Origin of the sequence: Pseudomonas sp. MOIL14HWK12:I2, from assembly GCF_000510745.1 — a bacterium.
Lineage (GTDB): Bacteria > Pseudomonadota > Gammaproteobacteria > Pseudomonadales > Pseudomonadaceae > Chryseomonas > Chryseomonas oryzihabitans.
This window is the reverse complement of sequence record NZ_KI783313.1, coordinates 709,543-734,223: the sequence shown is the minus strand read 5'-3', so window position 1 is coordinate 734,223 and position 24,681 is coordinate 709,543. Positions and strand designations below refer to the sequence as shown.

Annotated in this window: 23 protein-coding genes; 6 read left to right on the top strand and 17 right to left on the bottom strand. The window is 66.6% G+C overall.

All coding sequences use genetic code 11. The features are described from left to right. The first annotated feature begins 189 nt into the window (after positions 1-189). Positions 190-651: a Rid family hydrolase gene (locus PSK12I2_RS0119695; protein ID WP_027599740.1), complete on the top strand. Its 462-nt coding sequence runs from the start codon at positions 190-192 to the stop codon at positions 649-651. On the opposite strand, the gene PSK12I2_RS24190 is transcribed toward PSK12I2_RS0119695, so the two are convergent. Then, positions 648-1,649 (bottom strand): LysR family transcriptional regulator, encoded by a 1,002-nt coding sequence (locus tag PSK12I2_RS24190; RefSeq protein WP_051398762.1) that lies wholly within the window; start codon positions 1,647-1,649, stop codon positions 648-650. The two genes, PSK12I2_RS0119695 and PSK12I2_RS24190, sit on opposite strands and share 4 nt — an antisense overlap. 273 nt (positions 1,650-1,922) lie before the next feature. Here PSK12I2_RS24190 and PSK12I2_RS0119685 point away from each other — a divergent pair, with 273 nt between their 5' ends. Continuing rightward, positions 1,923-2,144, top strand: coding sequence for a hypothetical protein (locus PSK12I2_RS0119685; RefSeq protein ID WP_027599739.1), 222 nt, complete (start codon positions 1,923-1,925; stop codon positions 2,142-2,144). A 129-nt stretch (positions 2,145-2,273) separates the two neighbouring features. Here the strand turns inward: PSK12I2_RS0119685 and PSK12I2_RS0119680 are convergent, their stop codons facing one another. From PSK12I2_RS0119680 to PSK12I2_RS24185, 11 genes are all read right to left on the bottom strand, one after another. After that, positions 2,274-2,519, bottom strand: coding sequence for a hypothetical protein (locus PSK12I2_RS0119680; protein ID WP_027599738.1), 246 nt, complete (start codon positions 2,517-2,519; stop codon positions 2,274-2,276). A 288-nt stretch (positions 2,520-2,807) separates the two neighbouring features. Then, the gene (locus PSK12I2_RS0119675; RefSeq protein ID WP_156930166.1) at positions 2,808-4,397 is read right to left on the bottom strand and encodes a gamma-glutamyltransferase family protein; all 1,590 of its coding nucleotides are present in this window, start codon (positions 4,395-4,397) and stop codon (positions 2,808-2,810) included. Between the two features lie 11 nt (positions 4,398-4,408). Further along, on the bottom strand, positions 4,409-5,281 hold the full coding sequence (locus PSK12I2_RS0119670) for an ABC transporter permease (protein ID WP_027599736.1): 873 nt from the start codon (positions 5,279-5,281) through the stop codon (positions 4,409-4,411). After that, positions 5,278-6,225 carry an ABC transporter permease gene (locus tag PSK12I2_RS0119665; RefSeq protein ID WP_027599735.1) on the bottom strand — a complete coding sequence of 316 codons (948 nt, stop codon included), beginning with the start codon at positions 6,223-6,225 and terminating at the stop codon, positions 5,278-5,280. The genes PSK12I2_RS0119670 and PSK12I2_RS0119665 overlap by 4 nt, the downstream gene beginning before the upstream one ends. Positions 6,226-6,227: 2 nt before the next feature. After that, positions 6,228-7,730, bottom strand: coding sequence for an ABC transporter substrate-binding protein (locus tag PSK12I2_RS0119660; RefSeq protein ID WP_027599734.1), 1,503 nt, complete (start codon positions 7,728-7,730; stop codon positions 6,228-6,230). After that, the gene (locus tag PSK12I2_RS0119655) at positions 7,727-8,815 is read right to left on the bottom strand and encodes an ABC transporter ATP-binding protein (protein ID WP_027599733.1); all 1,089 of its coding nucleotides are present in this window, start codon (positions 8,813-8,815) and stop codon (positions 7,727-7,729) included. The genes PSK12I2_RS0119660 and PSK12I2_RS0119655 overlap by 4 nt, the downstream gene beginning before the upstream one ends. Beyond that, complete coding sequence (locus PSK12I2_RS0119650) at positions 8,812-9,798, bottom strand: ABC transporter ATP-binding protein (RefSeq protein WP_027599732.1); 987 nt, start codon at positions 9,796-9,798, stop codon at positions 8,812-8,814. The genes PSK12I2_RS0119655 and PSK12I2_RS0119650 overlap by 4 nt, the downstream gene beginning before the upstream one ends. Continuing rightward, positions 9,795-10,517 (bottom strand): FadR/GntR family transcriptional regulator, encoded by a 723-nt coding sequence (locus tag PSK12I2_RS0119645; RefSeq protein WP_027599731.1) that lies wholly within the window; start codon positions 10,515-10,517, stop codon positions 9,795-9,797. Before PSK12I2_RS0119645 ends, PSK12I2_RS0119650 begins: the two co-directional genes overlap by 4 nt. 635 nt (positions 10,518-11,152) lie before the next feature. Continuing rightward, a complete protein-coding gene (locus tag PSK12I2_RS0119635) occupies positions 11,153-12,514 on the bottom strand; it encodes a CitMHS family transporter (protein WP_027599730.1) in 1,362 nt (453 codons plus the stop codon). A gap of 86 nt (positions 12,515-12,600) precedes the next feature. Continuing rightward, on the bottom strand, positions 12,601-13,305 hold the full coding sequence (locus tag PSK12I2_RS0119630) for an S-adenosylmethionine--2-demethylmenaquinone methyltransferase (RefSeq protein ID WP_027599729.1): 705 nt from the start codon (positions 13,303-13,305) through the stop codon (positions 12,601-12,603). Further along, positions 13,302-14,198 (bottom strand): DUF1932 domain-containing protein, encoded by an 897-nt coding sequence (locus PSK12I2_RS24185; RefSeq protein ID WP_037007868.1) that lies wholly within the window; start codon positions 14,196-14,198, stop codon positions 13,302-13,304. Before PSK12I2_RS24185 ends, PSK12I2_RS0119630 begins: the two co-directional genes overlap by 4 nt. Positions 14,199-14,410: 212 nt before the next feature. Between PSK12I2_RS24185 and PSK12I2_RS0119620 the strand changes: the two genes are divergently transcribed. Then, entirely contained in the window at positions 14,411-16,375 is a 1,965-nt protein-coding gene (locus PSK12I2_RS0119620; protein ID WP_042133590.1) for a sigma-54-dependent Fis family transcriptional regulator, read from the top strand. Between the two features lie 228 nt (positions 16,376-16,603). Here the strand turns inward: PSK12I2_RS0119620 and PSK12I2_RS0119615 are convergent, their stop codons facing one another. The 3 genes from PSK12I2_RS0119615 to PSK12I2_RS0119605 all read right to left on the bottom strand — a co-directional run bounded on the left by PSK12I2_RS0119615 (position 16,604) and on the right by PSK12I2_RS0119605 (position 20,013). Next, complete coding sequence (locus PSK12I2_RS0119615; protein WP_027599727.1) at positions 16,604-17,827, bottom strand: MFS transporter; 1,224 nt, start codon at positions 17,825-17,827, stop codon at positions 16,604-16,606. 383 nt (positions 17,828-18,210) lie between these two features. Then, positions 18,211-19,119, bottom strand: coding sequence for an EthD domain-containing protein (locus PSK12I2_RS24180; protein WP_051398761.1), 909 nt, complete (start codon positions 19,117-19,119; stop codon positions 18,211-18,213). 168 nt (positions 19,120-19,287) lie between these two features. Next, a complete protein-coding gene (locus PSK12I2_RS0119605) occupies positions 19,288-20,013 on the bottom strand; it encodes an SDR family NAD(P)-dependent oxidoreductase (protein ID WP_027599726.1) in 726 nt (241 codons plus the stop codon). A gap of 103 nt (positions 20,014-20,116) precedes the next feature. Between PSK12I2_RS0119605 and PSK12I2_RS0119600 the strand changes: the two genes are divergently transcribed. Continuing rightward, positions 20,117-20,509, top strand: coding sequence for a helix-turn-helix domain-containing protein (locus PSK12I2_RS0119600; protein WP_027599725.1), 393 nt, complete (start codon positions 20,117-20,119; stop codon positions 20,507-20,509). A 181-nt stretch (positions 20,510-20,690) separates the two neighbouring features. On the opposite strand, the gene PSK12I2_RS0119595 is transcribed toward PSK12I2_RS0119600, so the two are convergent. Both PSK12I2_RS0119595 and PSK12I2_RS0119590 read right to left on the bottom strand, forming a co-directional pair. Then, positions 20,691-21,416 (bottom strand): RNA methyltransferase, encoded by a 726-nt coding sequence (locus tag PSK12I2_RS0119595; protein ID WP_027599724.1) that lies wholly within the window; start codon positions 21,414-21,416, stop codon positions 20,691-20,693. Beyond that, positions 21,416-23,065 (bottom strand): NAD(P)/FAD-dependent oxidoreductase, encoded by a 1,650-nt coding sequence (locus tag PSK12I2_RS0119590; RefSeq protein WP_027599723.1) that lies wholly within the window; start codon positions 23,063-23,065, stop codon positions 21,416-21,418. The genes PSK12I2_RS0119595 and PSK12I2_RS0119590 overlap by 1 nt, the downstream gene beginning before the upstream one ends. 244 nt (positions 23,066-23,309) lie before the next feature. Between PSK12I2_RS0119590 and rlmE the strand changes: the two genes are divergently transcribed. Together rlmE and PSK12I2_RS0119580 are read left to right on the top strand one after the other, a co-directional pair. Continuing rightward, a complete protein-coding gene (gene rlmE / locus PSK12I2_RS0119585; RefSeq protein ID WP_007158737.1) occupies positions 23,310-23,930 on the top strand; it encodes a 23S rRNA (uridine(2552)-2'-O)-methyltransferase RlmE in 621 nt (206 codons plus the stop codon). A gap of 352 nt (positions 23,931-24,282) precedes the next feature. After that, on the top strand, positions 24,283-24,654 hold the full coding sequence (locus PSK12I2_RS0119580) for a hypothetical protein (protein ID WP_027599722.1): 372 nt from the start codon (positions 24,283-24,285) through the stop codon (positions 24,652-24,654). The last annotated feature ends 27 nt before the right edge of the window (positions 24,655-24,681 follow it).

Genomic DNA, 24,681 nt, shown 5'->3' with positions numbered 1-24,681 from the left:
CCTCGTTCGCAGCGGTTGTGACCGGAACTGCTATCCAAGGTAAGGGATCAATCGAGGCTGTGCTTGTGCACTTTTGCGCCTTTGAAAGCGCAAATTTGCGCCATTGGATTCGCCAGGGGGCTGCTAGGGTGTGGCCTTCCAATCACCCGGATTCCACAGCGCGAATCCACTTTCCGCGAGGAACAGGCAATGGCAGCAGCACAGTTGAGGGACAAGGACACGGCGTACTGGGGCGTACCCTGGGAGCAGGCCTACGGCTATCCGCAGGCCCGTCGGGTGGGTGACGAAATCTTCGTCTCGGGGCAGTTCAATCACGACGCGGACGGCAATCTGGTAGCGCCGGCACCGCTGGACAGCGAGGGCCGCCCCAGCGACTTTTCCACCATGGGCGAGCAGATGCGCACCGCCTACGACAACATCGCCACACTGCTCGCGCTCTATGGCGCCACCCTGCAGGACGTCGTCGAGGAAACCCTCTATGTGCTGGACATGGACGCCGCCTTCGCCGTCGTCGGCAAGGTGCGCAAGGCGGCCTACGGCTGCGAGGCACCGCGCTGCGCCAGCAACATCATCGGGGTTTCGCGGCTGGCCCAGCGCCCGCAGCTGATCGAGATCGCCTGCCGGGCGGTGATTGGCAGTCGCGCGCGCTAGGCAGAGGCTTCGCGCTCTTCGGGCGCAGTGGCAAACGGGCGCTGACCTTCCACCAGCGCCTTCTGCTCGGCCACCGCCGCCGCACAGAACGCCATGAAGGCCTTAACACGCCAGGACTTGCGGATGTCCTGATGGGTCAGCAGCCAGAGTTCGTCGTTGAGCTCCGGCACCACCGGCCCCACGCGCACCAGGCCGGGCGTGGTATCGCCCAGCATGCAGGGCAGAAAGCCGAAACCCAGCCCCGCCACGATGGCCGCACTGGCGGCGGCGACCGAATCGGTACGGTAGGAGACATCCTCAGGCGCCACCCGGCATTCCAGATAGGCAGCTGCCTTGAGGTTGGCCAGGGCGGAGGTGTAGGACACCCAGGCCTGACCGGCCGCATAGGGATCCTCCTGCCGCGCACCGCCACGACTGCCATAGGGGGCCCAGGCGATGGTGGCCAGCTTGCGCCCGACCAGGCTGTCGGCGGGCTTCCTAGTGGCCCGGATCGCGATGTCGGACTCGTCGCGGGCCAGACTCAAGGTCTGATTCCCCACCAGCACCTCGATGGTCATGCCATCGTTCGCCGCCTTGAAATCGGCGATGATGGGGGTCAGGAAGTACAGCAGCAGCGAGTCGCTGGTGGTGATGCGCAGCTTGCCCAATGGCCCCTGGGCGGCGCGGGATACCCGTCGGGCGACGCTGACGATATCCAGTTCGACCCGCTCGCCCAGGGCGCGGAGCTCTTCGCCTTCGACGGTCAGCTGGTAGCCGGAACGCCGATGGTCGAACAGGGCGACACCCAGGGTTTTCTCCACCTGCGCGACCCGTCGGGAGACGGTGGAGACGTTGATGCCTAGTTTCTTGGCGGTCGCCGCGCGATTGCCGGACTCGCTGAGGGCCTTGATGATGCGCAGGTCGTCCCAGGACAGCTGGCTGACCGCCGCCCCCACATCCCAGCGCGCTGCAGCCTGATCAGGTTGGCTTGGAGAAGCCGGTTTTGCTGAGGCGTCCACACCTGAGGTTCCGTCGGTTGTTGTCGGGCATCATACGAAAAAGGCCATGGCAGAACCACGGTCGGGCAAGGGCGCTGGCGGTACCTGCAGCCATGCGGGCCTTCCACGGGCGTATTTGGCGGGCGGTCACTGGCGATTCCCCCCGGCCAAGTGCCGCTCAGTCATCAATATGGACAGTTCATGCGATAACTGATGTATTCATCAGGCCGTCACGAATGATGATGGCAATAAGCCAGTCGGCAATCGACAGCAGTGCGTTCAGGTAAGACCACCATGGGCATCGACGACACCGAATTTCCGCCTCGCTTCACCCTGACCAGTCCGCTGGACCTGAACCGGGTCATGGATCAGGCCCGCCTCGATCAGGGCTTCATGCGCCGGGTCATCACGGTGCTGGAAGAGTGTGGTGTGGACGATCGTACCGACGACGAAAATGCCCTGCTCGAATGGGCACGCAGCTTCCAGCGTCGCCAGCCGGACGAGGCTGAAGGCTAGAAGAACAGAGGTGCCCGCGCCGGGCGTTGGCCCACCTGGTTCAGGCATTGCGCCTGGTCCGGGCCTTTCCGCGGCCGACCGATCCTTGGAGGGGCAGCCACGGCCTCCCGATCCGGCGTAGACGTGGCGTCAGCCCTGATCCGGGCTTCCCGTGGGAACCGTTTCCGCCACCAATCCCAGAGGCACAGGCGCCAGCAGCGCCGTCTCGGCCACCATGTCGGCCACCCGTTCGTTGAGATCCTGTACGGCCTGGAGCACAGCCTGGACGTTCGGATCGTCGCAATCGACCTTGCCCAGCCGCCTGGCATTTTCCTGTAGCTGACGATGGAGGCCGAGCAGGGCCTCCCGGGCTTGGCTCTGGGGATCAGGATGCATACTGGGTCTCGGATTCTTGTCTGGTTGATGTCACCGGGCCACTATGTCTACGTTGCTTTGGTATCGCAATAAACATTAATACGATGCTGCTATGTTTCGACGAGTGGTGGTAGGGGCAGGGGCAGGGGCAGGGGCAGGGGAGCGGATAGGCACGGTGTGGCTGAAACGTTCTGGTCAGATTTCCAGCCACACCCTGTCACGCCCAAGTCTGACCAATCTCGGCACCTCAAGCTGAGGTCGAGTAGCCTGAGGCGCCGCGCCTGGCCTGCGGGGCCGCCGCTTTCGGCTTCAGTAGCCGGCCACCAGGCCATCCTTGCGCGGATCGGAGCCGCCCACGTAGCCACCGGCAACGCGCTGGATGATCTGGGCGCCGCCGAAGGCGAACACGCCGGAGGGCTCTTCCACCGTCACCTCGTGGCCCAGGGCCCGCAGTGCTTCCAGGGTGGCCGGGTTTAGGCTGCTTTCCACCGCGACCCGGCGGCCACCTTCGAGGCGCCAGCGTGGTGCGTCGGCGGCGGCCTGGGGATTCTGCCGGTACTTGAGGATGCGCAGCATCAGTTGCAGGTGCCCCTGGGCCTGCATGGGGCCGCCCATCAGGCCGAAGGCCATCAGCGGGGTGCCGTCGGCGTTCATGGCGAAGCCGGGGATGATGGTGTGGAAGGGTCGCTTGCCCGGCGCCACGCTGTTGACGTGATCCGGCGCCAGGGTGAAGCCGGCGCCGCGATTCTGCAGGCTGATGCCGGTACCCGGCACCACCACGCCCGAGCCGAAGCCCATGTAGTTGGACTGGATGAAGGAAATCATCATGCCGCTCTCATCAGCCGCCGACAGGCAGACGGTGCCGCCGGGGCGTGGGGCGCCATAGCCGGGATCGCCGGCACGCGACCCGACCAGCCCGGCGCGTTCGCGCAGGTAGGCCGGGTCCAGCAGGTGTTCGGCCTGGACGCGCATGTGCGCGGAATCGGTGACGTGCTGGTAGAGATCGGCCAGTCCCAGCTTCATGGCCTCGATCGAGCGATGCAGGGTGGCGGGGCTGTCCACGGGATCCGCGCCGATACCGGCGGCTTCGAGGATGCCCAGGCCGGCGAGGGTGGCGATGCCCTGGCCGTTGGGCGGCAACTCGTGCACCACGGCGCCGGCGAAGGGTACCGAGAGGGTGTCGATCCAGTCGGCCCGGTGGGCGCGCAGATCCTCTTCGTCCAGCACCGCTCCGTGTTCGCGGGCATGGCGGGCCATGGCCTGGGCCAGTTCGCCCTGGTAGAAGGCAGCACCGTTGCTTTCAGCGATGGCCTCCAGGGTTCGCGCGTGCTCGGGCAGGCGTACCAGGGTGCCGGCCCGGGGTACGCCGTTGGCCAGGAAGCAGGCGGCGAAACCGGGTTGGTCCTTGAGCTGCTCGGCGCCGCGGCGCCAGAGTTCGGCGATCACCGGGGTGAGCAGGAAGCCGTCGCGGGCATAGTGGATCGCCGGGGCGGCGAGGGTGGTCAGCGGCAGCTTGCCGTAGCGCTGGGCCAGGGCGACCCAGGCCGAGACAGCCCCGGGCACCGTGACCGCGCCCCAGCCGCGCGCCGGCATGGCGCTCTGGCCGGCGAAGTATTCCGGCGTCCAACCGCGCGGTGCGCGGCCGGAGGCATTGAGGCCCTGCACCTTCTCGCCGTCCCAGACGATGGCGAAGGCGTCGCTGCCGATGCCGCAGCCGGTGGGTTCCACCACGGTGAGCACCATGGCGGCGGCCACCGCGGCGTCCACCGCGTTGCCGCCGCGGCGCAGCATCTCCACGCCGGCCTGGGCGGCCAGCGGCTGCGAGCAGGCCACCAGGTTGCGGCCCATGACCGGCGAGCGAGCCGAGGAATAGGGGTTGTGATAGTCCAGATCGGGCATGGCGAAGGGTCTCATTGGTGACGAGGATCAAGGGCGTCGCGCAGGCCGTCGCCCAGCAGGTTGAAGCCGAGGACGGTGAGGTAGATGCAGACGCCCGGGGCGATGGACATCCAGGGCGCCTGCTCCATGAAATTCTTGGCGGTGTTCAGCATGGAGCCCCAGGAGGGCATCGGCGGTTGCTGGCCGAGGCCGAGAAACGACAGGCTGGCCTCGGCGAGGATGGCGGCGGCGATGGTCAGGGTGGCCTGGACCACCAGCGGCGAGAGGATGTTGGGCAGGACGTAGCGCCAGAGAATCCAGCGATCCAGCAGGCCGATGGCGCGCGCCCCCTCCAGATAGTCCTCGTGGCGGATGGCGAGCACCTGGCCGCGGGTCAGGCGGGCGAACACCGGCATGGCGGACAGGCCGATGGCGATCATGGCGTTGCCCAGACTCGGGCCGAGAAAGGCGCCCAGGGCGATGGCGAGGACCAGGAAGGGACAGGACAGCAGGGCTTCGACCAGGCGTGAGACCACGGCGTCTAGCCAGCCGCCGAAGTAGCCGGCGACCAGGCCCAAGGGCACCCCCACCAGCAGGGCGATGGCCACCGAGACCACGCCCGCCAGCAGGGAACTGCGCGCGCCCCACAGCAGGCGCGAGAGCAGGTCGCGCCCGAGTTCGTCGGTGCCCAGCCAGTTCAGCGCCGAGGGCGCCTTGCGTACCGCCAGGAAGCTGGTCTTGAGCGGATCGAAGGGGGCCAGCCAGGGTGCCAACAGGGCGGCCAGGGCGAAGGTCAGGATCAAGGCGGCGCCGAGCAGCGCGCCGCGATTGGCGCTGAACTTGCGCCAGAAGGGCGAGCGCGCGGGTCTCAGGGTGGCCGGGCGGGGCAGGGTCAGGGCGTTCATGCGGCGTGCCTCAGGCGCGGGTTGATCAGGCGGTAGAGCAGGTCGGCCACCAGGTTGAGCAGCACGAAGCCCACCGCCACGCAGAGCACCACCCCCTGGACCACCGCGTAGTCGCGGTTGAACACGGCGTCGACGATCATCTTGCCGAAGCCGGGGATGCTGAAGACCTGCTCGGTGAGCACCGCACCGCCGAGCAGTTCGCCGAACAGCAGGGTGGTGAGGGTGACGATGGGCATCAAGGCATTGCGCAGGGCATGGCGCAGGATCACCACGCGCTCGCGCAGGCCCTTGGCTCGGGCGGTGCGTACGTAGTCGGCGCGCAGCACCTCCAGCATGGCCGCTCGGGTATGGCGCATCAGGGTGCCGGAGAGGCCGGCGCCCAACACGAAGGCCGGCAGGATCAGGGTGCGCAGGTTGCGCAGCGGGTCCTCGTGGAAGGGCACGAAACCGGAGGCCGGCAGCCACTGCAACTTCACCGCGAAGAGCAGGATCAGGAGGATGCCGAGCCAGAAGTGCGGGATGGAGATGCCGGACAGGGCCACCAGATTGGCGCCGTAGTCGACCGCCGTGCCCCGGCGTACCGCGGCGAGGATGCCGGTGGGGATGCCGATGAGCAGGGCGATGACGATGGCCAGCAGCGATAGCTCCAGGGTCACCGGCAGCTTTTCGGCGATCAGCGCCGTCACCGGCTGGTCGGTGCGCAGCGAGATGCCCAGGTCACCCCGCAGCACCCCGCCCATCCAGTGCAGGTACTGCACCGGTACGGGATCGTTCAGCCGGTATTTCTCGCGCAGGAATTCCAGCACCTGGGGATCACGCTCCTCGCCGGCCATGGCCAGCACCGGATCGCCCGGCAGCAGTTGCTGCAGGGTGAAGACGAACAGCGACACCAGCAGCAGGGTGGGCAGGGCACTCAGCAGGCCACGCAGGAAGAGGCGCAGCATGGCTATTGCCCGCGGGTGACGCCGGCCAGGCGAATTAGGCCGTCGGGATTGGGGACGAAGCCCTTGAGATCGGCGCGGGTGGCGATGATGCGCGGGTCGAAATAGAGATAGAACACCGGCAGCTCCTCGCGCAGCAGGGTCAGGGCCTGGGCATAGAGCGCCTGACGCTGGGCCTGGTCATTGATGGTGCGGGCCTGGTCGAGCAGTTGATCCAGCGCGGCGTTGCAGTAGCGGCCGTCGTTCTGGTTGCCCTTGCAGGTGACGAATTGATGCACGTTGCCATCCGGATCGGGGCGGCCGGACCAGGCGCTCAGGCCGAGCTGGAAGTTGCCGGCGTGCTGTTCGGCCAGCAGGGTGGCGTATTCGGTGGCGACCAGGTTGACCTCGAAGCCGGCCTCGGCGGCCATGGCCTGGATCAGCTGGCCCACCTGCTGGGCGATGGGGTTGTTGGCGATCTTCAGCTCCACCTTGACCGGCAGGCTGACGCCGGCGGCCTTGAGCAGTGCCTGGCTGCGCGCCACGTCGCGGGCCGGCACGGCGAAGGCCTTGTCGTAGTAGGGGCTGCTCTGCGGGAAAGGCTGCACGCTGGGCGCATAGAGGCCCTCGAACACCACCTGGTTGAGCGCTTCGCGATCCAGCGCCAGGTCGAAGGCCTGACGCACGCGCTTGTCGCCGGCGAAGGGATTCTTCGCCCGGTCGCCGTTGGCCATGTTCACCATCAGCTGCATGTAGCCCAGGCCCGGGGTGTTGTAGAGGGTGAAGCCGGCCTGGCCCTGCAGGCCCTTGACGTCGGTGGGCGCGACCCGCTCGACGATGTCCAGGTCGCCCGAGCGCAGGTTGGCGAGGCGCACTGAGGTGTCCGGGATGGGCAGGAAGATCAGCCGGTCGAAGTGGTAGGCGCTGGCGTTCCAGTACTGGGGGAAGCGCTCCAGCACGATGCGGTCCTGCTGCACCCGCTGCACGAAGCGATAGGGACCGGAACAGACCGGCTTGCTGCCAACGTCGCCGGTGGACGCCTTGGGCGCCAGCATCATGCCGGCGCGGTCGGAGAGCTGGGCGAGCAGGGTGGCGTCGGGTTGCTTGAGGCGGATGCGCACGGTCTGGGGATCGACCACCTCGACGGTATCCACCGAAGCCAGTTCGCTCTTGCGCAGCGAGTCGGGCAGGCTGCGGGCGCGGTCCAGGTTGAATTTCACCGCGGCGGCGTCGAAGGTCTCGCCGTCATGGAAGGTCACGCCCTGGCGCAATTGCAGCGTCAGGCTGCGGTTGTCGTCGCTCCACTGCCAGGCGGTGGCCAGTTGGGGCACCAGCTCCAGCTGTGGCGAGACGTCTACCAGCTTGTCGCACAGGGCGGTGTAGACCAGCCGCCCCGAATAGGTCCGCGAGCGGTGCGGATCGAGCACGTCGGGATCGTCCTGGATGCCGATGCGCAGGGTGGTCTCGGCCAGGGCGGAGCCGCCGGCCAGGAGCAGAAGGGTGGCGGTGAGCCAGGCGGAGGCTTTCATGGGGTGGACTCCAGAAGGGATTGATGACGGTTGAACAGGGCCAGGCGGCGCGTGAAGGCGGCGCTGGTGGCGATCAGCGGCGGCGGTGAGGAGCCCGCGCCGGCGATCTCGCGCCAGAAGTGGCAGGCCACCCGGCCTTCGCCGGCGGCGGATTCCAGCAGCGGCTTGGCCTCGCGGCACAGCGGCCGGGCGTGGGGGCAGCGGGTGTGGAAGCGGCAGCCGCTGGGCGGCGCCGTGGGGCTGGGCAGGTCGCCGCCGAGCAGGGTGCTTGGCCGCCGCGCCCGCGGATGGTTGACCGGCACCGCGGCCAGCAGCGCCTGGGTGTAGGGATGCAGGGGCGTCTCGAACAGCGCCTCCACCGGCGCCAGTTCGACGATCTCGCCCAGGTACATCACCGCCACCCGGTCGCTCATGTGGCGGATCACGCCGAGGCCGTGGGCGACGATGATCAGGGTCAGGCCGAAGCGTGCCTTGAGGTCTTCCAGCAGGTTCACCACCTGGGCCTGCACCGAGACGTCCAGCGCCGACACCGGTTCGTCGCCGAGCAGCAGCCGCGGCTCGGCGGCCAGGGCCCGGGCGATGCCGATGCGCTGCCGCTGGCCGCCGGAGAATTCGTGGGGGTAGCGCCCCGCCAGCTCCGGCGCCAGGCCCACGGTGCGCAGCAGCTCGGCCACCCGCTCGGCGCGCTGGCCCCGATTCAGCGGCTGGTGCAGCCACACGGGCTCGCCAACGATGTCGGCCACGCTCATGCGTGGATTCAGCGAGGCGAAAGGGTCCTGGAAGATGATCTGCAATTCCTGACGCACCTGACGCAGCGCCGCCGGGCTGAGGTTGCCCAGGTTGCGGCCTTCGTAGATGACGTCGCCAGCGGTGGGCGCGAGCAGGTTGAGCAACAGGCGGCCGAGGGTCGACTTGCCCGAGCCGGACTCGCCCACCAGCGCCAGGGTCTCGCCGCGGCGCACCGTGAAGGAGACATCGCTCACCGCCTGTACCGGCGGCTTTGGGCGTTGCAGGAAACCGGCCTGGCCACCGAAGTGCTTGGTCAGGCCGATGGCTTCGAGGATGGGACGTTCCACGGCATTCATGCGGGGGTCTCCAGGTGCTGTTCCAGGGGCGCGCGCAGGCAGGCCACCTGCTGCCCAGGAGCGAGTTCCACCAGGGGTGGCGGCGCGACGCGACAGGCATCGAGGACGAAGGGGCAGCGGCTGGCGAAGCGGCAGCCCGCCGGCATCTCGGCGGGCGTCGGCACCCGGCCGGCGATGGTCGCCAGGCGTCCCGTGCGCGGTCCCAGCGAGGGCATGGAGCCCATCAGGCCGAGGGTGTAGGGATGCTGCGGATCGTCGAACAGCTGGGCGACCGGGCCGGATTCCACCACCCGGCCGGCGTACATCACTGCCATCTCGTCGGCGACCTCGGCGACCACGCCGAGGTCGTGAGTGATGAGGATCATGGCGCTGCCGGTCTCGGCCTGCAGACTGGCGATGAGTTCGAGGATCTGCGCCTGGATGGTCACGTCCAGCGCCGTGGTGGGCTCGTCGGCGATGATCAGCGCCGGGTCGTTGGCCAGCGCCATGGCGATCATCACCCGCTGGCGCATGCCGCCGGAGAGTTCGTGGGGATAGGCCGCCAGTCGCTGGGTCGCCGCCGGCACCCGCACCTTCTCCAGCATCTCCAGGGCGCGCTGCCGGGCAGCCGACTGACTGCCACCCCGATGGCGCAGCACGGTTTCCATCAACTGTTCGCCGACTGTGAAGGCCGGATTCAGCGAGGTCATCGGCTCCTGGAACACCATGGCCAGGCGATCGCCGCGCAGGTCGCGGCGGCGCGCCTCGGGCATGCCCAGCAGGTCCTCACCCATGAAGCTGGCTTGATGAGCGCGGACCTGGGCGCTAGCCGGCAACAGCCCCATCAGCGCCATGGAGGTCACGCTCTTGCCACAGCCGGATTCGCCCACCAGGGCCAGGGTACGGCCTGGCTGCACGGTAAAGCTCAGGCCTTCCACCACCGCGGCCGGCGCTCCAGCGAAGCGTACGCTGAGGTCGTCCACCACCAATACCGGGGCGCTCATAGGGCCTGCTCCAGGGTCTGTTGCAGCACGCTGTCCAGTGCCAGCTGCAGGGCGCGCAGATGGGCGCGCATCACCGCCGCGGCGCGGACCGGATCGCGGGCATCGAGGGCTTCCACCAGGGCCTGGTGGTCATCGTGGTAGGCCAGCAGGCGCTGGGCATTGCGCGCCCGGTGGCGCAGGTCGCGCCAGATCGGGTCCAGGCGGATGGCGTCGAGCATCTCGAACAGGTCCAGCAGCAGGCGATTGCCGGCGGCCTCGGCGATGCTGCGGTGGAAGGCGCTGTCCCACAGCTCGATGGCATCGGCATCCTCGCTGCTGCCCAGGCGTTCGAAGGCGGTGCGCTCGGCCATGCGGCGAATCAGGGCGCGCTGTTCGCCACTGGCGCGCTGGGCGGCCAGGGCGGCGAGATTCGGCTCCAGGTGCAGCCGTGCCTCCATCACCTCGCTGAAATTGGTGCGCGCCGACAGCTGGGTCAGGGTGAGGGCTGCGCTCGGCGGCGTGGGCCCGACGTAGGTGCCCTTGCCCTGGCGGCGCCACACCTGGCCCTCGGCTTCGAGCACCGCCAGGGCACGGCGGATGGAACGCCGGCTGACGCCGAATTCACTGGCCAGCTCGCGCTCCGGCGGCAGGGGTTTGTCGGGGAGGTTGCTCTGCTGGGCCACCAGGTTGCGCAAGGCATCCAGGGCCAGGCGGGCACTATCGTCGGTGTGGATCTGCATCGAACCTTTGCCTCTTAGGTCTGGGCCGTCTCCCGCTGCGAAACGCGCTAACAACGCGATCGCAGGGGAGATGCGAATACCTGAGGCGGGTGCAAGGCCGATGCCATTTGAAATTGGTTCGCTGGACCTTTCAGCGCGAGGCTCTGGGGCGATGCCTGGATTCCGGTCGCGGTCCGGACCCGCAGCATTGGTTCGCGTCTGGGCGAACCTTTGTCCGGCTACTCACGAGACGCTGCGCCAGGATGGAGCCCGGTTGCACCGGAGCGGCGCGTTGGGGATGTCACTCAGCGTCTGCCCCGATACTCCGCCTTCGACGCTGAGCGGATCGATGCAACGGATAGCCAGATCTTCCCCGTGCTGCCGGACCCTACGTAAATGTTCGGTCCCGCTGCCGAGCGCTGAATGGACAAAGCCGCGGAAGAGTCTTCGTGGCGGTCAGTGTCCAGGCCTCGCCCAGGAGAGCGTCGATAAGGACCATTAAAGGGCTACATGTCTCGCCACTGCACATGGCTGTGCCGAATGCCTGGATGGTCTACTCGGCATTCGGCTGCATGCGCTTCTACGTCTGGTCCAACACCACCCGCGGGGACGTCGCCGCTTGCCATCCCAGCTAACAGCCGACTGGCATCAGGGCGTCAGCCGATGGGCAGTTCACCGGTCACGATGGCGGTGACGATGAACAGGCCAAACATCGGTAGCGACCACTTGAAGAATTCCTTCTGGTACTCGCCGAAGGTCATTTCCGTTCGATTCATCAGCAGGAACAGCCAGGCGACGGTGGGACTCGCATAACGCAGGGCCTGCCCCATGAATGAGGCCACGCCGATCTCGGTGGGGGTGATGCCGAACTGATAGGCGATGGGCGCCACCACCGGCAGGATGCCGAAGTAGTAGGCGTCCACCGGCAGCGCATAGCAGGCGATGGCGCCGAGGAAGGCGAAGGCCAGCGCCGTATGGCTGCCCATGGACTCGGGAATCAGCCCGGCGATGCTGGTAGCCACTGCGGCGGCCATGCCGCTGCCGTTGAAGATGCCGAGGAAGCAGCCCGCCGCCAGAATGATGGACGCGACGGCGATGGCGTCACCGCCATTGGCCGTGATGCGCTCGCGCTGTTCGGTGGCGCTGTAGTTCACGGCCAGGGCGATGGCGGTTCCCAGCATGAAAACGATGGCGCCACTGGCCCAGCCGGCCAGCAGCGTGACCAGCATGATCACGGTCAGCGCCAAGTTGAACAGGAAGAGGCGGGGGCGCTTGAATTCCCGGTCGTTTTCCTGGATGACAGTGACCATGTCCTCGATCTGCTGCGGCGTGACGATGGCGCGTTCGCCGGGGATGTAGCCGAGCCGCGCGCGCTCTTTGCGCCCCATGAGATAGGCCATGCAGAACACATAGACGAAGGAAACCCCCAGGATCGGCAGGATCGCCACGAAGAGGGTATTCACCTCCACGTTCAGCACCGCGGCGGCGCGTGCCAGCGGGCCGCCCCAGGGCAGGCAGTTGCCCAGGCCACAGGGCAGGATGATGAGCATGGCCAGGTTCGACAGCTTCAGCCCCATCTGCTTGTACAGCGGCAGGAAGGCGCTGGTGATGATCAGGATGGTGGTAGTGCCATCGCCGTCCAGGGTCACCACCGAGGAGGTGAAGGCCGTCACCAGGATGATCTTCAGGGGATCACCGTTGGCCTTGCGGATGAGATAGGTACACAGCGGATCGAACAGCCCCACGTTCATCATCAGGCTGAAGTAGAGGATGGCGAAGAGGATCATCACCGTGGGGTTGACTGTGCCCAGCGCCACCTTGCCGCTCTGGCTGTTGGAGTAGAACAGGCCTTCGCGAATCCAGGTGACCAGGGATTCGAAGGGGACGCCGCTGGCTATGCAGGCCAGGGCGCCGGCGGCCAGGGAGACCACGATCAAGCCGGTGAAGGGTGACAGCTTCTGCCGGATGACCAGGAACAGAAAGGCGATGATCAGCGCATAGCCGAGGAAGGTCAGCATTCGGAGCAACTCCCAGTCTTATTGTTATCGGGACGCGAAACGAGTGGAGCGGGAGGAGTCCTGGTGGTGGACTCCTCGGGCGACGGTCAGCGCTTTTCCAATAGCGCGGTCACCCAGTCCGGCGCCAGCGGCGGCAGGGGCTCACCCTGGGCACGACAGCGGGCATAGTCGGCGATGATCGTGCGGCGCTGCGCCTCGTAGGCGTCCTTCTTCTCCGCGGCTTCGAGCACCTCCAGCAGGCGGGCGCGAGGCACCACGGTGATGCCGTCGTAGTCGCCGAAGACCAGATCACCCGGGGCGACCTCGACCCCCGCGCACTGGACCGGCACGTTGATCCGACCGGGGCCGTGCTTGGCCGGGCTGCGCTGCATGAAGCCCTTGGCGTAGATCGGGATGTCCAGCTCCGCCAGCGGGCGCCGGTCACGCACGCAGCCATCGACCACCAGACCCGCGAGACCCACCGCCTGGGCGGCCCCGGCCATTAGGTCGCCCAGATAGGCACGCTCCCGGTTCGCCTTGCCGGCCACCACCAGTACGTAGCCCGGTTGCCCCTGGTAGATGGCGACGTGGATTGGGAAGTTGTCGCCATCCTCGGTATCCACGGTGCAGGCAGTGCCCAGTAGGAGCTTGTCCGGGTCCAGCGGCAGCAGATCAGCGTCCATGCAGCCGCTGCGGGGGATGCCCAGGCTCTGCATGCCATCGCACAGCTGCGCCGGGCTGAGCGCGCGAAAGCGCTCGAGCAGCACGGCGGGAATGAGTTCGGGTAGCGGCAGGTACTGATCGGTGTTCATCGCGACGACTCCTGTTGGGCGCGGGTGAAATGGACGATGGCGGTGCGGTAGTCCAGCTCGCTACCCCCGGAGCCGAGTTCGGTGTGCCAGTCCTGCTGCGCCAGTTTCAGAAGTTGATCGCGGGTCGCGATGGACATGCTGGCATCAACGCCCACCGCCTGCAGGGTCGCGACGACGTCGTCCAGTTCGGCGGCGCGGCGTTTGGCATGGATGAGCGTGCGGGCGGTGAAGGTGTCGGCCAGTTGCGTCACCGTCTTGCCATCGAGGGACTCGCTGAGGGAGGCGACCAGGGTGTCGAGCACCCCGAAGCGCTCGGCCGCCTGAAAGGATTCGAGGAATAGTTGCGGCAGCCCCTTCATCACCACGCTCTTGAGCATCTTGATGGCCGAGGCGGCGCCGGGCTCGGCCTCCAGGACGGTGAGGCGCATGCCATAAGGGGTAAGGGCGGCGGCGAAGGCCGGCGCCGCGCTGCCGGCCAGCAGCATCGGGACGCGGTGATTGTTGCCCGGCACGGTGCCCATCACGGCGCAATCGCAAAAGCCAACACCGGCGGCCCGTGGCAGACGCTCTATGCGCTGCTTGACCCCGGGCGCCGCGGAATTCAGGTCCAGGTAGTCCTGGCCTGCGGTCAGCAGTGGCAGGATGCGCTCAGCCAGGGCCAGGGCGCTGCTTGCGCTGGTGAGGCAGAGTACGAAGCGTGCTGCCTTGCAGGCCTGCTCGGGGCTGTCGAACAGCTCCACCCCGGCCTGGGCAGCGCGCTGCCGGATCAGCGGGCCCACCTTGGCATCGTCGCGATAGGCGTCGTAGGCGCCCAGTTGCAGTCCTTCCGCAGCGCCCAGCCCGAGGGCCAGGTGATAGGCGGCCTCGCCGAAGCCTATGAAGACCATTTTCATCGCCAGCTACCTTCTTGGTGTTGTTTGCACAGTAGCGGCGCAAGGCTTGTGCCAGATCGCTCAGTCGTGTCAGGCCGAACTGAAAAAATTATTGCAATCAAATGGATAGGAAGACGTCACGGTTTTCCGCCGAACGCTGCGAAGCTAAAGTCATGGCGCGAGTTTGCAAAAGCTTTCAAGCTGGTGAAAGGCCTGAAACAAGAAGAACGTCAATGAATGCCGAGCCAAACCCTTCCGTGTCCGCCGGTCTGTCCGGTCGAATCGCCATCATCGCACCCTCGCGCACCCTTACCCTGACCATGCAAGCGTTGCTCGCCCGGCGCGGGTTAGCGCTGCCCGTGGTGGAAGCGGTACAGGGCGACGCCCTGCGTACCGCCCAGCACCTGCTGGACCAGGGCGCCGTGGTCCTGATCAGCCGTGGCAAAACGGCCCACCGCCTGCGGGAGCACTTTCGCGTGCCGGTGGTGGAGCTCAGGCACACCTTCTTCGATTGCATCAATGCCTATCGGCAGGCGTTGCGCATCTCACCTCGGGTCGCCTTTCTTGCCACCTCGGACGGCTACGCGCGGATTCTCGTCAGATCCCACCCCTTCATGCCCGATGCGCACATCTGCGTGATAGATCCGCTCGCCAGCAGTCACGAGATCGAAGCCCGCCTGGACGAACTGCAGGCCCAGGGCATCGAGGTCACCATCGGCGGGCTGTCCTTCGCCGATGCCGTCACCGCCCGCGGTCTGCATTTCGTGATGTCCGATACCGATGGCGACGCTGCCGCCGAGGCCCTCGACGAAGCCCTGCATCTGCTCCGGATTGAGGACGAACGCCGCGGACAGCGCCAGGAACTGCAGCGTCGCTACGAGCTGATCCAGGCGATCCTCGATTGCGTGTCCGAAGGCATCTTCAGCGTCGACGGCGCGGGCCGGGTGACCCGTCTGAACCAGGTCGCGCAGTCCTACATGGGGGATCTCGCCTGTGGCGATCTCATCCTCGACCTGCCCATCGGGCGCTATTTCGAGCCGGCGTTGCAGCAGGGAAAGGCGGTTCGCGGAGCCTTGCTGGACATCGGCCGCCACTCCCTGACGCTGAGCATCGCTCCCGTCGAGCTGGATGACCAGGTCATCGGCGCGGTCGCCACCCTGCAGAAGCAGACGGACATCAGGACCTTGGAGCGCAAGATGCGGCGAGCGATCGCCAGCCAGCACCTGGCGCGGCGCACCTTCGCCGATATCGTCGGCAGCAGTCCCGCCCTGCAGCGGGCGAAGCGGCTGGCCCAGGCCTACGCCAGCGCTGACAGCACCCTGATCATCGAAGGCGAGACCGGTACCGGCAAGGAACTTTTCGCCCAGAGCATCCACAATGCCTCGGCGCGCTGCCATGGCCCCTTCGTGGCCATCAATTGCGCTGCCTTCGCCCCCGGGGTGCTGGAAAGCGAGCTGTTCGGCTACGTCCGGGGCGCCTTCACCGGGGCGTCCAGCGAGGGCCGTATCGGCGTCTTCGAGCTGGCCCATACCGGTACGCTGTTCCTCGACGAGATCAGCGAAACCTCCGCGGATATCCAGCTCAAACTGCTGCGTACCCTGCAGGAGCGGCAAGTCGTCCGCATCGGCGACGACAAGGTCACGCCGGTGGACATCCGCATCATCACGGCCAGCAACAAACCCCTGCTTGAGCAGGTCGCCAGGGGGTTGTTCCGGGAAGATTTCTACTACCGGCTCTGCGTCCTGCGCCTGACGCTGCCACCGTTGCGCGAGCGCCGTGACGACCTGCCCGAATTGCTGGACCGGCTCCTGGCCGAGCCCTCCGCAGTGACCCGGGCGCTCACCCAGACCTTGCTGACTCGACTCGCCGACTACCCGTGGCCAGGCAACGTGCGCCAGCTCGCCAATCTGGTCGAGCGCCTGGGCGTCATGCTCTCCTGCGACCTACCCGCCGACGAGTTGCTCGACGAGCTGCTCGGCGACCTGCCCCATCCCGAGGTGTCCCCGCCGGCAGCACGGGCGGCCGCGTTACCCGACGAGCGCGCGATCCTGCATGCGGCCCTCAGCGCCGTGGGGGGTAATCGCAAGCAGGCCGCGGCCCGGCTCGGCATCAGCACGGCGACCCTCTGGCGGCGGATGCGGCGCTATCTGGATGAGGATCCCGCCTGCTTCAATGGCAGTCGCTATGGCGAACGCTGAGGGGATACCGACGCTGTGCGCGCTAGGTATCCGAGCCTGCAGAGGATGGTCGCATCACCATCCTCGGCAGCTGACACCGTTCACGTAGCGAACGGGGATGGCGATGGCTGCCGCCATCAAGAGATGCGGGTATTGCGTATCCTGACGTCCTTCTGGCACATGTCTCCCATATTCTTGCCACTTCGATTCAGCGTTCACAGGGGCAAGCTATACCTGCGAATCGGCACTTCATTCCTTTTTGGCATTGAGATGGCTTTCCACTGCACGGAACGTCAGCAACAGCAGACCGGCGATGCCGAGCGTGAGGGGTGCGCCTAGGGCGCTGGCGAGCAAGCCGGCGAGCAGGCCACCCACCGCCTCGAAGCCGAAGCGCATGGCGATGTACAGGGCGATCACGCGGCCACGCAGCGCTGCCGGGGCATCGCCCTGCAACAGCATGTTGGTGCTGACGTTGTTGGCGGTGATGCCGAAGCCCAGCAGGGCCAGCAACGGTAGCGCGAAGGGAAGCGGCAGCTGGAACGCCAGCAGGCACAGGGCCAGGGCGCAGCACAACTCGGCGATGAAGATCACGCGCCTCAGGCGGTGCAAGGCGCCGGCGAGGGCGAGCATGATCGTGGCGACGAAGGCACCCGCACCGGCGGCTCCCCATAGCCACCCCAGCATCCGGGCATCGCCGAGGTAGAGCGTTTTGGCCAGTACCGGCAGCAAGACGCTGTAGTTGGAGGCCAGCAGGTTGACGGCGACCACCCCCAGCATCAGGCGCCGGACCGAGAAGGTATTCCAGACGTAGTCCAGGCCTTCACGAAACATCTGACTGGTCGAACCGCTGGCTTTGGCGGTCGCGCTGCCCTGAACCTTCGTCAGGCCCAGCAGCAAGGTGGCAAAGGCGATCGCCGTGATCAGGAAGCACAGCGCTTCGCTACTGGCGGCGATCAGGGCGCCGGCCAACGGCGGGCCGATGAAGCGCGCGGCGTTGATCAGCATGGCATTGAGGGCGAGGGCGTTGGGCAAATCGCTGGCGTCGGCCACGAAGCTACCGATGAGTGCCTGTCTGAGCGGTGTTTCCAGGGCATTCAGCAAGCCCAGGAATAGAGCCATGGCGATCAGGATCGGCGCGTCGATCCAGCCTTGCCAGCTCAAGAGCGCGAGCAACAGCGATTGGATCGCCAGCAGCGACTGCGCCGCGATCAGGCAACGGCGTTTGTCGTGGCGGTCGATCCAGGCGCCGGCGATCGGACCTACCAGCAATTGCGGGGCGAGCGTCAGAAAGGTGATGACGCCCAGCAGGGTGGCGGAAGCGGTGACGTGATAGGCCATCCACGACAGCGCGACCTGTTGCACCCATTTGCCCAGGGTCGACACGCCCTGGCAGGCGAAATAGATCTGGAAGTCACGATGGGCGAGCGCCCTTACAGCGGTGGGCCAACGGGAGGGCTGTGCAGGTTTCGCCAAGAAGGCTGTCTCCAGATTGACTCGGCAGGCAGCGGCCGGTCCGGCAGGTCAAGTGCGGCACCGCGACAACCAGCACGGCGATGCTTGGGACAAGAGCGGCTACCCCCTGGCGCTCATGCCATACAGGGCGGGCAGTGCGCAGAACCCGTCATCAGGCCGGCCGTTTCAAGTTGCGGGGTAACAACCAGCTATGAGCTGGCTTTTTAGAATGTCATTTCGTTTTGTTGTTTGCAATGGCCAGCCCGCCAGCCCGAGCAGCCGGGCTGGCAGAAGTTGGCGGGACGAAGGTCTCCTCGTCTGGCCCTAGCGGCCGGCACGGCGCCGTTGTCGAGCATGGGGTGAACAACCAAGCCGGCCGGAAGTAGGACCGATGGCCTTCAGTCCTAGCGTGGGGTCGATGCCGAGGAGGGCGCATCGTTTTCCGGTAACGCGCCGTGACGAAGCAGATGCACGACTTCGTCCTGCGTCTGGTTGACCGCCCCGAGGCGTTCGATCAGTTCGGCCGCGCGACTGCCGCGCAGGCCGGCGGTGGTGAGCTGGCCGGCATGGACGTAGGTGTAAACCCCGGACACGGCGAATGCCTTACGGCAGGCGATGTGCCGCGCCTGTTCGGGCAGGCTGCTGCGAAAGGCTTCGCTGGCGAAGAAACGTCGGCGTTCCAGTGGCGAGGCGAAGACGATCTCCACCATCGACAGCGCCGCGCGGATGGCATCGGCCCGGTGCGCCACGTCGGGCGACGGCGGATGCTGACCGTCGTTGACGAAGGGCACGCACGGGTGGACGCGCACTTTCAGGACGGCCGCTTGGGTGGCCAGCCAGGGGCCCAGGTGGCTCAGCAGATAAGTGTTCAGGTCCTCGAGGCTGTCGCGGGGATGCAGATGGAGCTGCAGGCGATCCAGCTGGTCGGGACCGTTGTGCTGCTCGTCCGCCAGCGTGTTCTTGAAGGCATGCGAGCCATAGGGCAGATCATAGGCAAGCGTCTCGGCGAACATGTTCTGCTCGTCGCTGAACAGCACGGGGCTGGCGGCCTGGAAGGTACGCTGATGCGCCTCGTCAGCGAAGCCGATCTCGACCATTCCATCCAGTTCGTAGTCGGGAATCTCGCGGATGCCCTCGGCCAGCGGCCACAGATGGGCGTCCTGCTCTCGGTCGAAGTGGTATTGCACGTAGTGACCGAGCCCCGGCAGACGGGCGCACAGGGGACCGTGGACATCACGCCAGTATTGCGCGAACAGGTCATGGGGCACGCGTTCGCGACGCTTGACCGTGGTGTAGCTGTTGAGAGTGATCATGGGGGCGCATTCCTGAAGGCGAGACTTGGAAAGTGGACCCCTGATGTTGGCGATAAGCTCCGGACGTTCGCGAGCGAGATCCCGGGCCATGGTGCGTACCTACCCGCCCGGACCCGGACGCGCTCGATCCGTGGAGCGCGTCCTGAACATCCAGGCGCGAGACGCTTGTCAGACCTGCGCCATGCCACCGTCGACCGGCAACTCGGCGCCGGTGATGAAGCTGCTCTGGTCGCTGGCGAGAAAGAGCGCGGCCGAGGCCACTTCCCCGACGCGTGCCATCCGGCCGAGCGGGATCAGCCTGTTCAGCTGCTCCCGTACCTCCGCCGAGGTCGCCGCCATCATGGCGGTGTCCGTGGGGCCCGGCGCGACGACGTTGACGCGGATGTTGCGGGGCGCCAGTTCATTGGCCCAGGTCCGCGCGAAGGAGCGTACCGCCGCCTTGCTCGCCCCATAGACGCCATAGCCTGGGGTGCCGATCGCGGCGGCGATGGAGCCGATCAATACGATGGTGCCGCCAGCGGGCATGATCGCCGTCGCCGCCTGGGTGGCGAAGAGCAGGGCGCGTACGTTGAGCGCGAAGGTGCGGTCGAAGTGCTCTGTGGTGAGGGTCTCGAGCGGTGCGAACTCCGAGAGGCCGGCGTTCACCACCAGCACATCCACCCGCCCGGCTTCGCGCCGCACGCGGTCGAAGAAGGCGGCAAGGGCCGTCACATCGGACGCATCGAGGCTGCGCGCGAGCAACCTGCCCGCGCCGCGTTCGACGTCGCGGGCCTGGGTGCGTCGACTGCTGGCGTACACCGTTGCGCCCTCGGTCGCGAAGCGTTCCGCGATGGCCCCACCGATCCCGCCATGACCACCGATCACGACGGCGACTTTTGCTGAAAGTATGCTCATGGATCCTTACCCGGTTGCTGTGGCTGTCCAGGAGCACGGTATCATTCGTATATCTGCTCGCAAGAACGCACCTGAGGGTGCCTAGATATCCAGGCGGATACCCATGTCCAGCAACGAGCTCGAACTCCCGCTCGACGTCAGTGCGACGCGTCCCATCCTCGAACACATCGGCAACAAGTGGGCCGTGCTGATCCTGAGCGTCCTGTGCACGCAGCCGGCGCGCTTCAACGATCTCAAGCGCCGCCTCCACGGCATCACCCACAAATCCCTTTCCGAGGCCCTGAAGCGGCTCGAGCGCAACGGCCTGATCAGTCGCAAGGTACTGCCGACACAGCCGATCGGCGTCGAATACACCATCACCCCGCTTGGCAGCTCGCTGCGCGAACCCTTCGCCGCGCTTTATAGCTGGGCCCTGGCCCATGGCGCCGCCATGGAAGAGGCGCAACGGGTCTACGACGAGTCGCGAAAGGGAGAAGGGCAGGACGAGGACCTCTAACGCCCGTGATCTGGGTTCCCCGCTCTTGCCAGCGTAGCGGACGGGCGTGGCGCTTCAGGGACTGCCGGTGAATCCCCGGCAAGAGGCTTGCTGAGTCATGAGCGCGGGCGGGACGGCCTCTCTTCGCCTGGGAGGCGCCACGCCGCCCTCTGGAACGGCCACCACGCGGCGTGCGTCAGCGCTAGCGACTCAACTCATAGGCGCACATGTTAACCGTGGCCGCCAGATTCAGGGACTCGATGGCGCCCGAACCGCCGATGGTGAAGGGCTGGGCGTTCAGCGCCGCCAGCTGCTCGCGCGGAACGCCGCGGGCTTCGTTGCCGAAGAGGTAGCAATCGAAGGTCTTGAACTGGTCCGACTGAACGGGCGTGCCCTGCATGTCCAGGCAGGCGAGGCGGGGGAAGCGCTGCTGCAGGCCGGCGAGTTCGACGTCGAGTTCCAGCGGGGTGTGGAAGATGGCGCCCATGCTGGCGCGGACCACCTTGGGGTTGTAGGGATCGACGCTGCCCGGGCTGAGCAGGCAGCGGAAGCGCCCGAACCAGGCCAGGGTACGCAGGATGGTGCCCAGGTTGCCGGGATCCTGGATCTCGTGCAGATAGACGGCGCGCTCGCCCTCGACCGCTGCTGCCACGGGCTCCCGGGGCATGGGCACCACTGCAAGGATGCCCTGCGGGGTCTTGGTGTCGGCGAGCTGTGCCATCTGGCGGTCGCTGATCAGGTGCGTCCGGAACGGACTCTGCCAGTGTTCGTAGGCGCCCGTCACATAGAGTTCAGCGCGCTGCAGCGGGGGGTGCTGCAGCGCGGCCTTTTGCAGTTCCAGCGCCAGGTGCTCGCCCTCCACCAGGAAGTGGCCGAATTCGGCGCGGTACTTCTTCTGGTGGAGCTTCTTGATGTCGTCGAGCTTCATCAACCCGCGGCCCGAACCAGCGGCGCGTCCTGCGCGTCGCCTTCCGCGAGCATCGCCTTGGCCAGGGCCTCGGCGACCTTGATGCCGTCCACGCCGGCGGAGAGGATGCCGCCGGCGTAGCCGGCGCCTTCCCCGGCGGGATAGAGACCGCGCAGATTCAAACTCTGCAGGCTGTCGTTGTCGCGGGTGATGCGCACTGGCGAAGAGGTGCGGGTCTCGATGCCGGTCAGGATGGCGTCATGGCGGTCGAAGCCGCGGATCTGCTTGCCGAAGGCGGGCAGGGCTTCGCGAATGGCCTCGATGGCATAGGCGGGCAGCGACGGCGCCAGATCGCCCAGGCGCACGCCGGGCTTGTAGGAGGGCTCGACTTCACCGAATTCGGTGGAGGGCGCGCCGCGAATGAAGTCGCCGACCAGTTGGCCGGGCGCGCAATAGTCGCTGCCGCCCAGTTCGTAGGCGCGCGATTCCAGGCGCTCCTGCAACTCGACGCCGGCCAGCGGATCGCCGGGGAAATCCTGCTCGGGATTGATGCCCACCACGATGCCGGAGTTCGCGTTGCGCTCGTTGCGCGAGTACTGGCTCATGCCGTTGGTGACCACCCGGCCCGGCTCTGAGGTGGCGGCCACCACGGTGCCGCCCGGGCACATGCAGAAGCTGTAGACGGCGCGGCCGTTCCTGGCGTGATGGACCAGCTTGTAGTCGGCGGCGCCGAGTTCCGGGTGGCCGGCGTACTTGCCCAGGCGGGCCTGGTCGATCATGCCCTGGGGGTGTTCGATGCGGAAGCCGACGGCGAACGGCTTGGCTTCGATGTACACGCCCTGGCGGTGCAGCATGCGGAAGGTGTCGCGCGAGCTGTGGCCCAGGGCGAGCACCACATGGCGGCTGTGCAGGGTTTCGCCGCTGGCGAGCACCACGCCTTCGAGCTGGCCGTCGTTGATCACCAGGTCGGTCACCTTGCTCTCGAAGCGGACTTCACCACCGAGGGCGATGATCTCTTCGCGCATGGCGGCGACCACGCCGGTCAGGCGGAAGGTGCCGATGTGCGGCTTGCTGACGTAGAGGATCTCTTCCGGCGCGCCGGCGCGGACGAATTCGTGCATCACCTTGCGGGCGTAGAACTTCGGATCCTTGATCTGGCTGTAGAGCTTGCCGTCGGAAAACAGCCCCGCACCGCCTTCACCGAATTGCACGTTGGATTCGGGGCTCAGCACCTTCTTGCGCCACAGCGCCCAGGTGTCCTTGGTGCGGCTGCGCACGTCCTTGCCGCGCTCGAGCACGATGGGCTTGAAGCCCATCTGGGCTAGCAGCAGGGCGGCGAACAGGCCGCAGGGACCGAACCCCACCACCAGCGGGCGCTCGGTCAGGTTGGCCGGCGCCTGGCCGACCGGGTAGTAGCCGGTGTCCGGCGCCGGACGCACGTGCAGGTCATTGGCGAAGCGCGCCAGCACCGCCGCCTCGTCGCGCACTTCCAGGTCGATGATGTAGATGAACAGGATGACGCTGTTCTTCTTGCGCGCATCGTAGCTGCGCTTGAACACGGTGAAATCGAGGAGGTCGGCGTCGCTCAGCTTCAGGCGTTCCAGGATGGCCTGGCGCAGCTCGGCGGGGGTGTGGTCAAGCGGCAGAGACAGTTCGTTGATGCGAATCATGACAATAATCCTGGCCGGTGACTCCGGCAAAGGAAGGGACGAGGGGGGTAGGGCGGCGATTGTACCCGGCGGCTCCAGCGCTGTCAGGCCGGGACGATGGGCGCTCCACTAGGCGGCCTGGCGGTCGCTCGGGCGATCCCCGATTCGTCCCCGGGCGTTATCGGCTTATAATCGCCGCCACTTTGCGGCCGGCCCGACCTGGCGCGCGTCCGCTCCTCACCCGCTTTCCCGTGGTAGCTCCAACATGAAAAGATCCAAAAGCAGCCGTCGCTGGCTGGATGAACACGTCAACGATCCCTACGTCAAACGCGCTCAGAAAGACGGCCTGCGCTCGCGCTCCAGCTACAAGCTGATCGAGCTCAACGAGAAGGACAAGCTGATCCGTCCCGGCATGCTGGTCATGGACCTGGGCTCCGCGCCCGGCGGCTGGTCGCAGGTGGCCGGCGGCATCGTTGGCGACAAGGGCCGCGTGGTGGCCACCGACATCCTGCCGATGGGAGCCCTCGACAACGTCGACTTCGTCCAGGGCGACTTCACCGACGATGCCGTCTTCCAGAAGATCCTCGGCGTGCTCGATGGCCGCCAGCCCGATCTGATCGTCTCCGACATCGCGCCCAACATCAGCGGGGTCGCGGCCGCCGACCAGGCCGCCGCCATGTACCTGGTGGAACTGACCCTCGACATGGTGCGCCAGGTGCTCAAGCCCGGTGGCAACTACGTGGTCAAGGTGTTCCAGGGCGAAGGCTCCGATGTCTTCCTGAAAGACGTACGCACCTCCTTCGAGAAGGTGTCGATCCGCAAGCCCGAAGCCTCGCGTCCCCGCTCGCGCGAGGTCTATCTGGTGGGCAAGGGTTTCAAGGGCTAGTTCTGGCCCTTGCTGCCGGCGCGGGCCTGCCAGATGGCCCGCCGAGATGATCTTCCGCCGTGCTGTTTCGTCATTAATACCTGCCGCTACCCGTCGAGTATTGGCGCCGGATCCTGGAGCTGCTGCAGCACATCGACGCGTCTTTCGAAAAGCCGCTCCCTTGCTCAGGAGACGCTGAGAATCCCGTAATCAGGGCCAAGGCGAACTGGCATTGCTCTTCAGCGCTATCCCGCAACTGTGAAGGGATGTTTCCGGCAGGAGTTAATTCCTGGGCGGCTGCTAGGGTTTCCTATTCATCTGCGCTCAAGCAGTTGTTGCGGTGATCTCGTGCCGAAAACTGGGGGCGGAAGAGATGAATACCTATGTGTTCGAGACGGCCAGAAGATTGCTGACTGACATCTATGGCGCCTTGTACGAGATGGAAAGCGGGCATGGTTTCAGATGCGTGAAGGCCGAGCGAGGTCAGATATTCCTGTATCGGCCCGTGGCGGGTCTGGCCGAGGGCAATCTGGGCGAGATCGCCTTCGAGATCGAATCCCATGCCAGGCGCGCAGGCCGAGGGGTCGTCGAAACCCGACACTTCTTCAGGCAGTTGAAAGTCGCCAGCGGCCACCCCACCGAGCGTGACAGTCGCTATGACTGGCCGCGGATCGGCTTCACCGATAAGGAAGAGGTCACGGCTATCGTGCTCGAGCTCAAAGCCTTTCTCGGCGTGGGCCGCTGAGGCTTTCCAGCAGACAGCCTGGCCAGG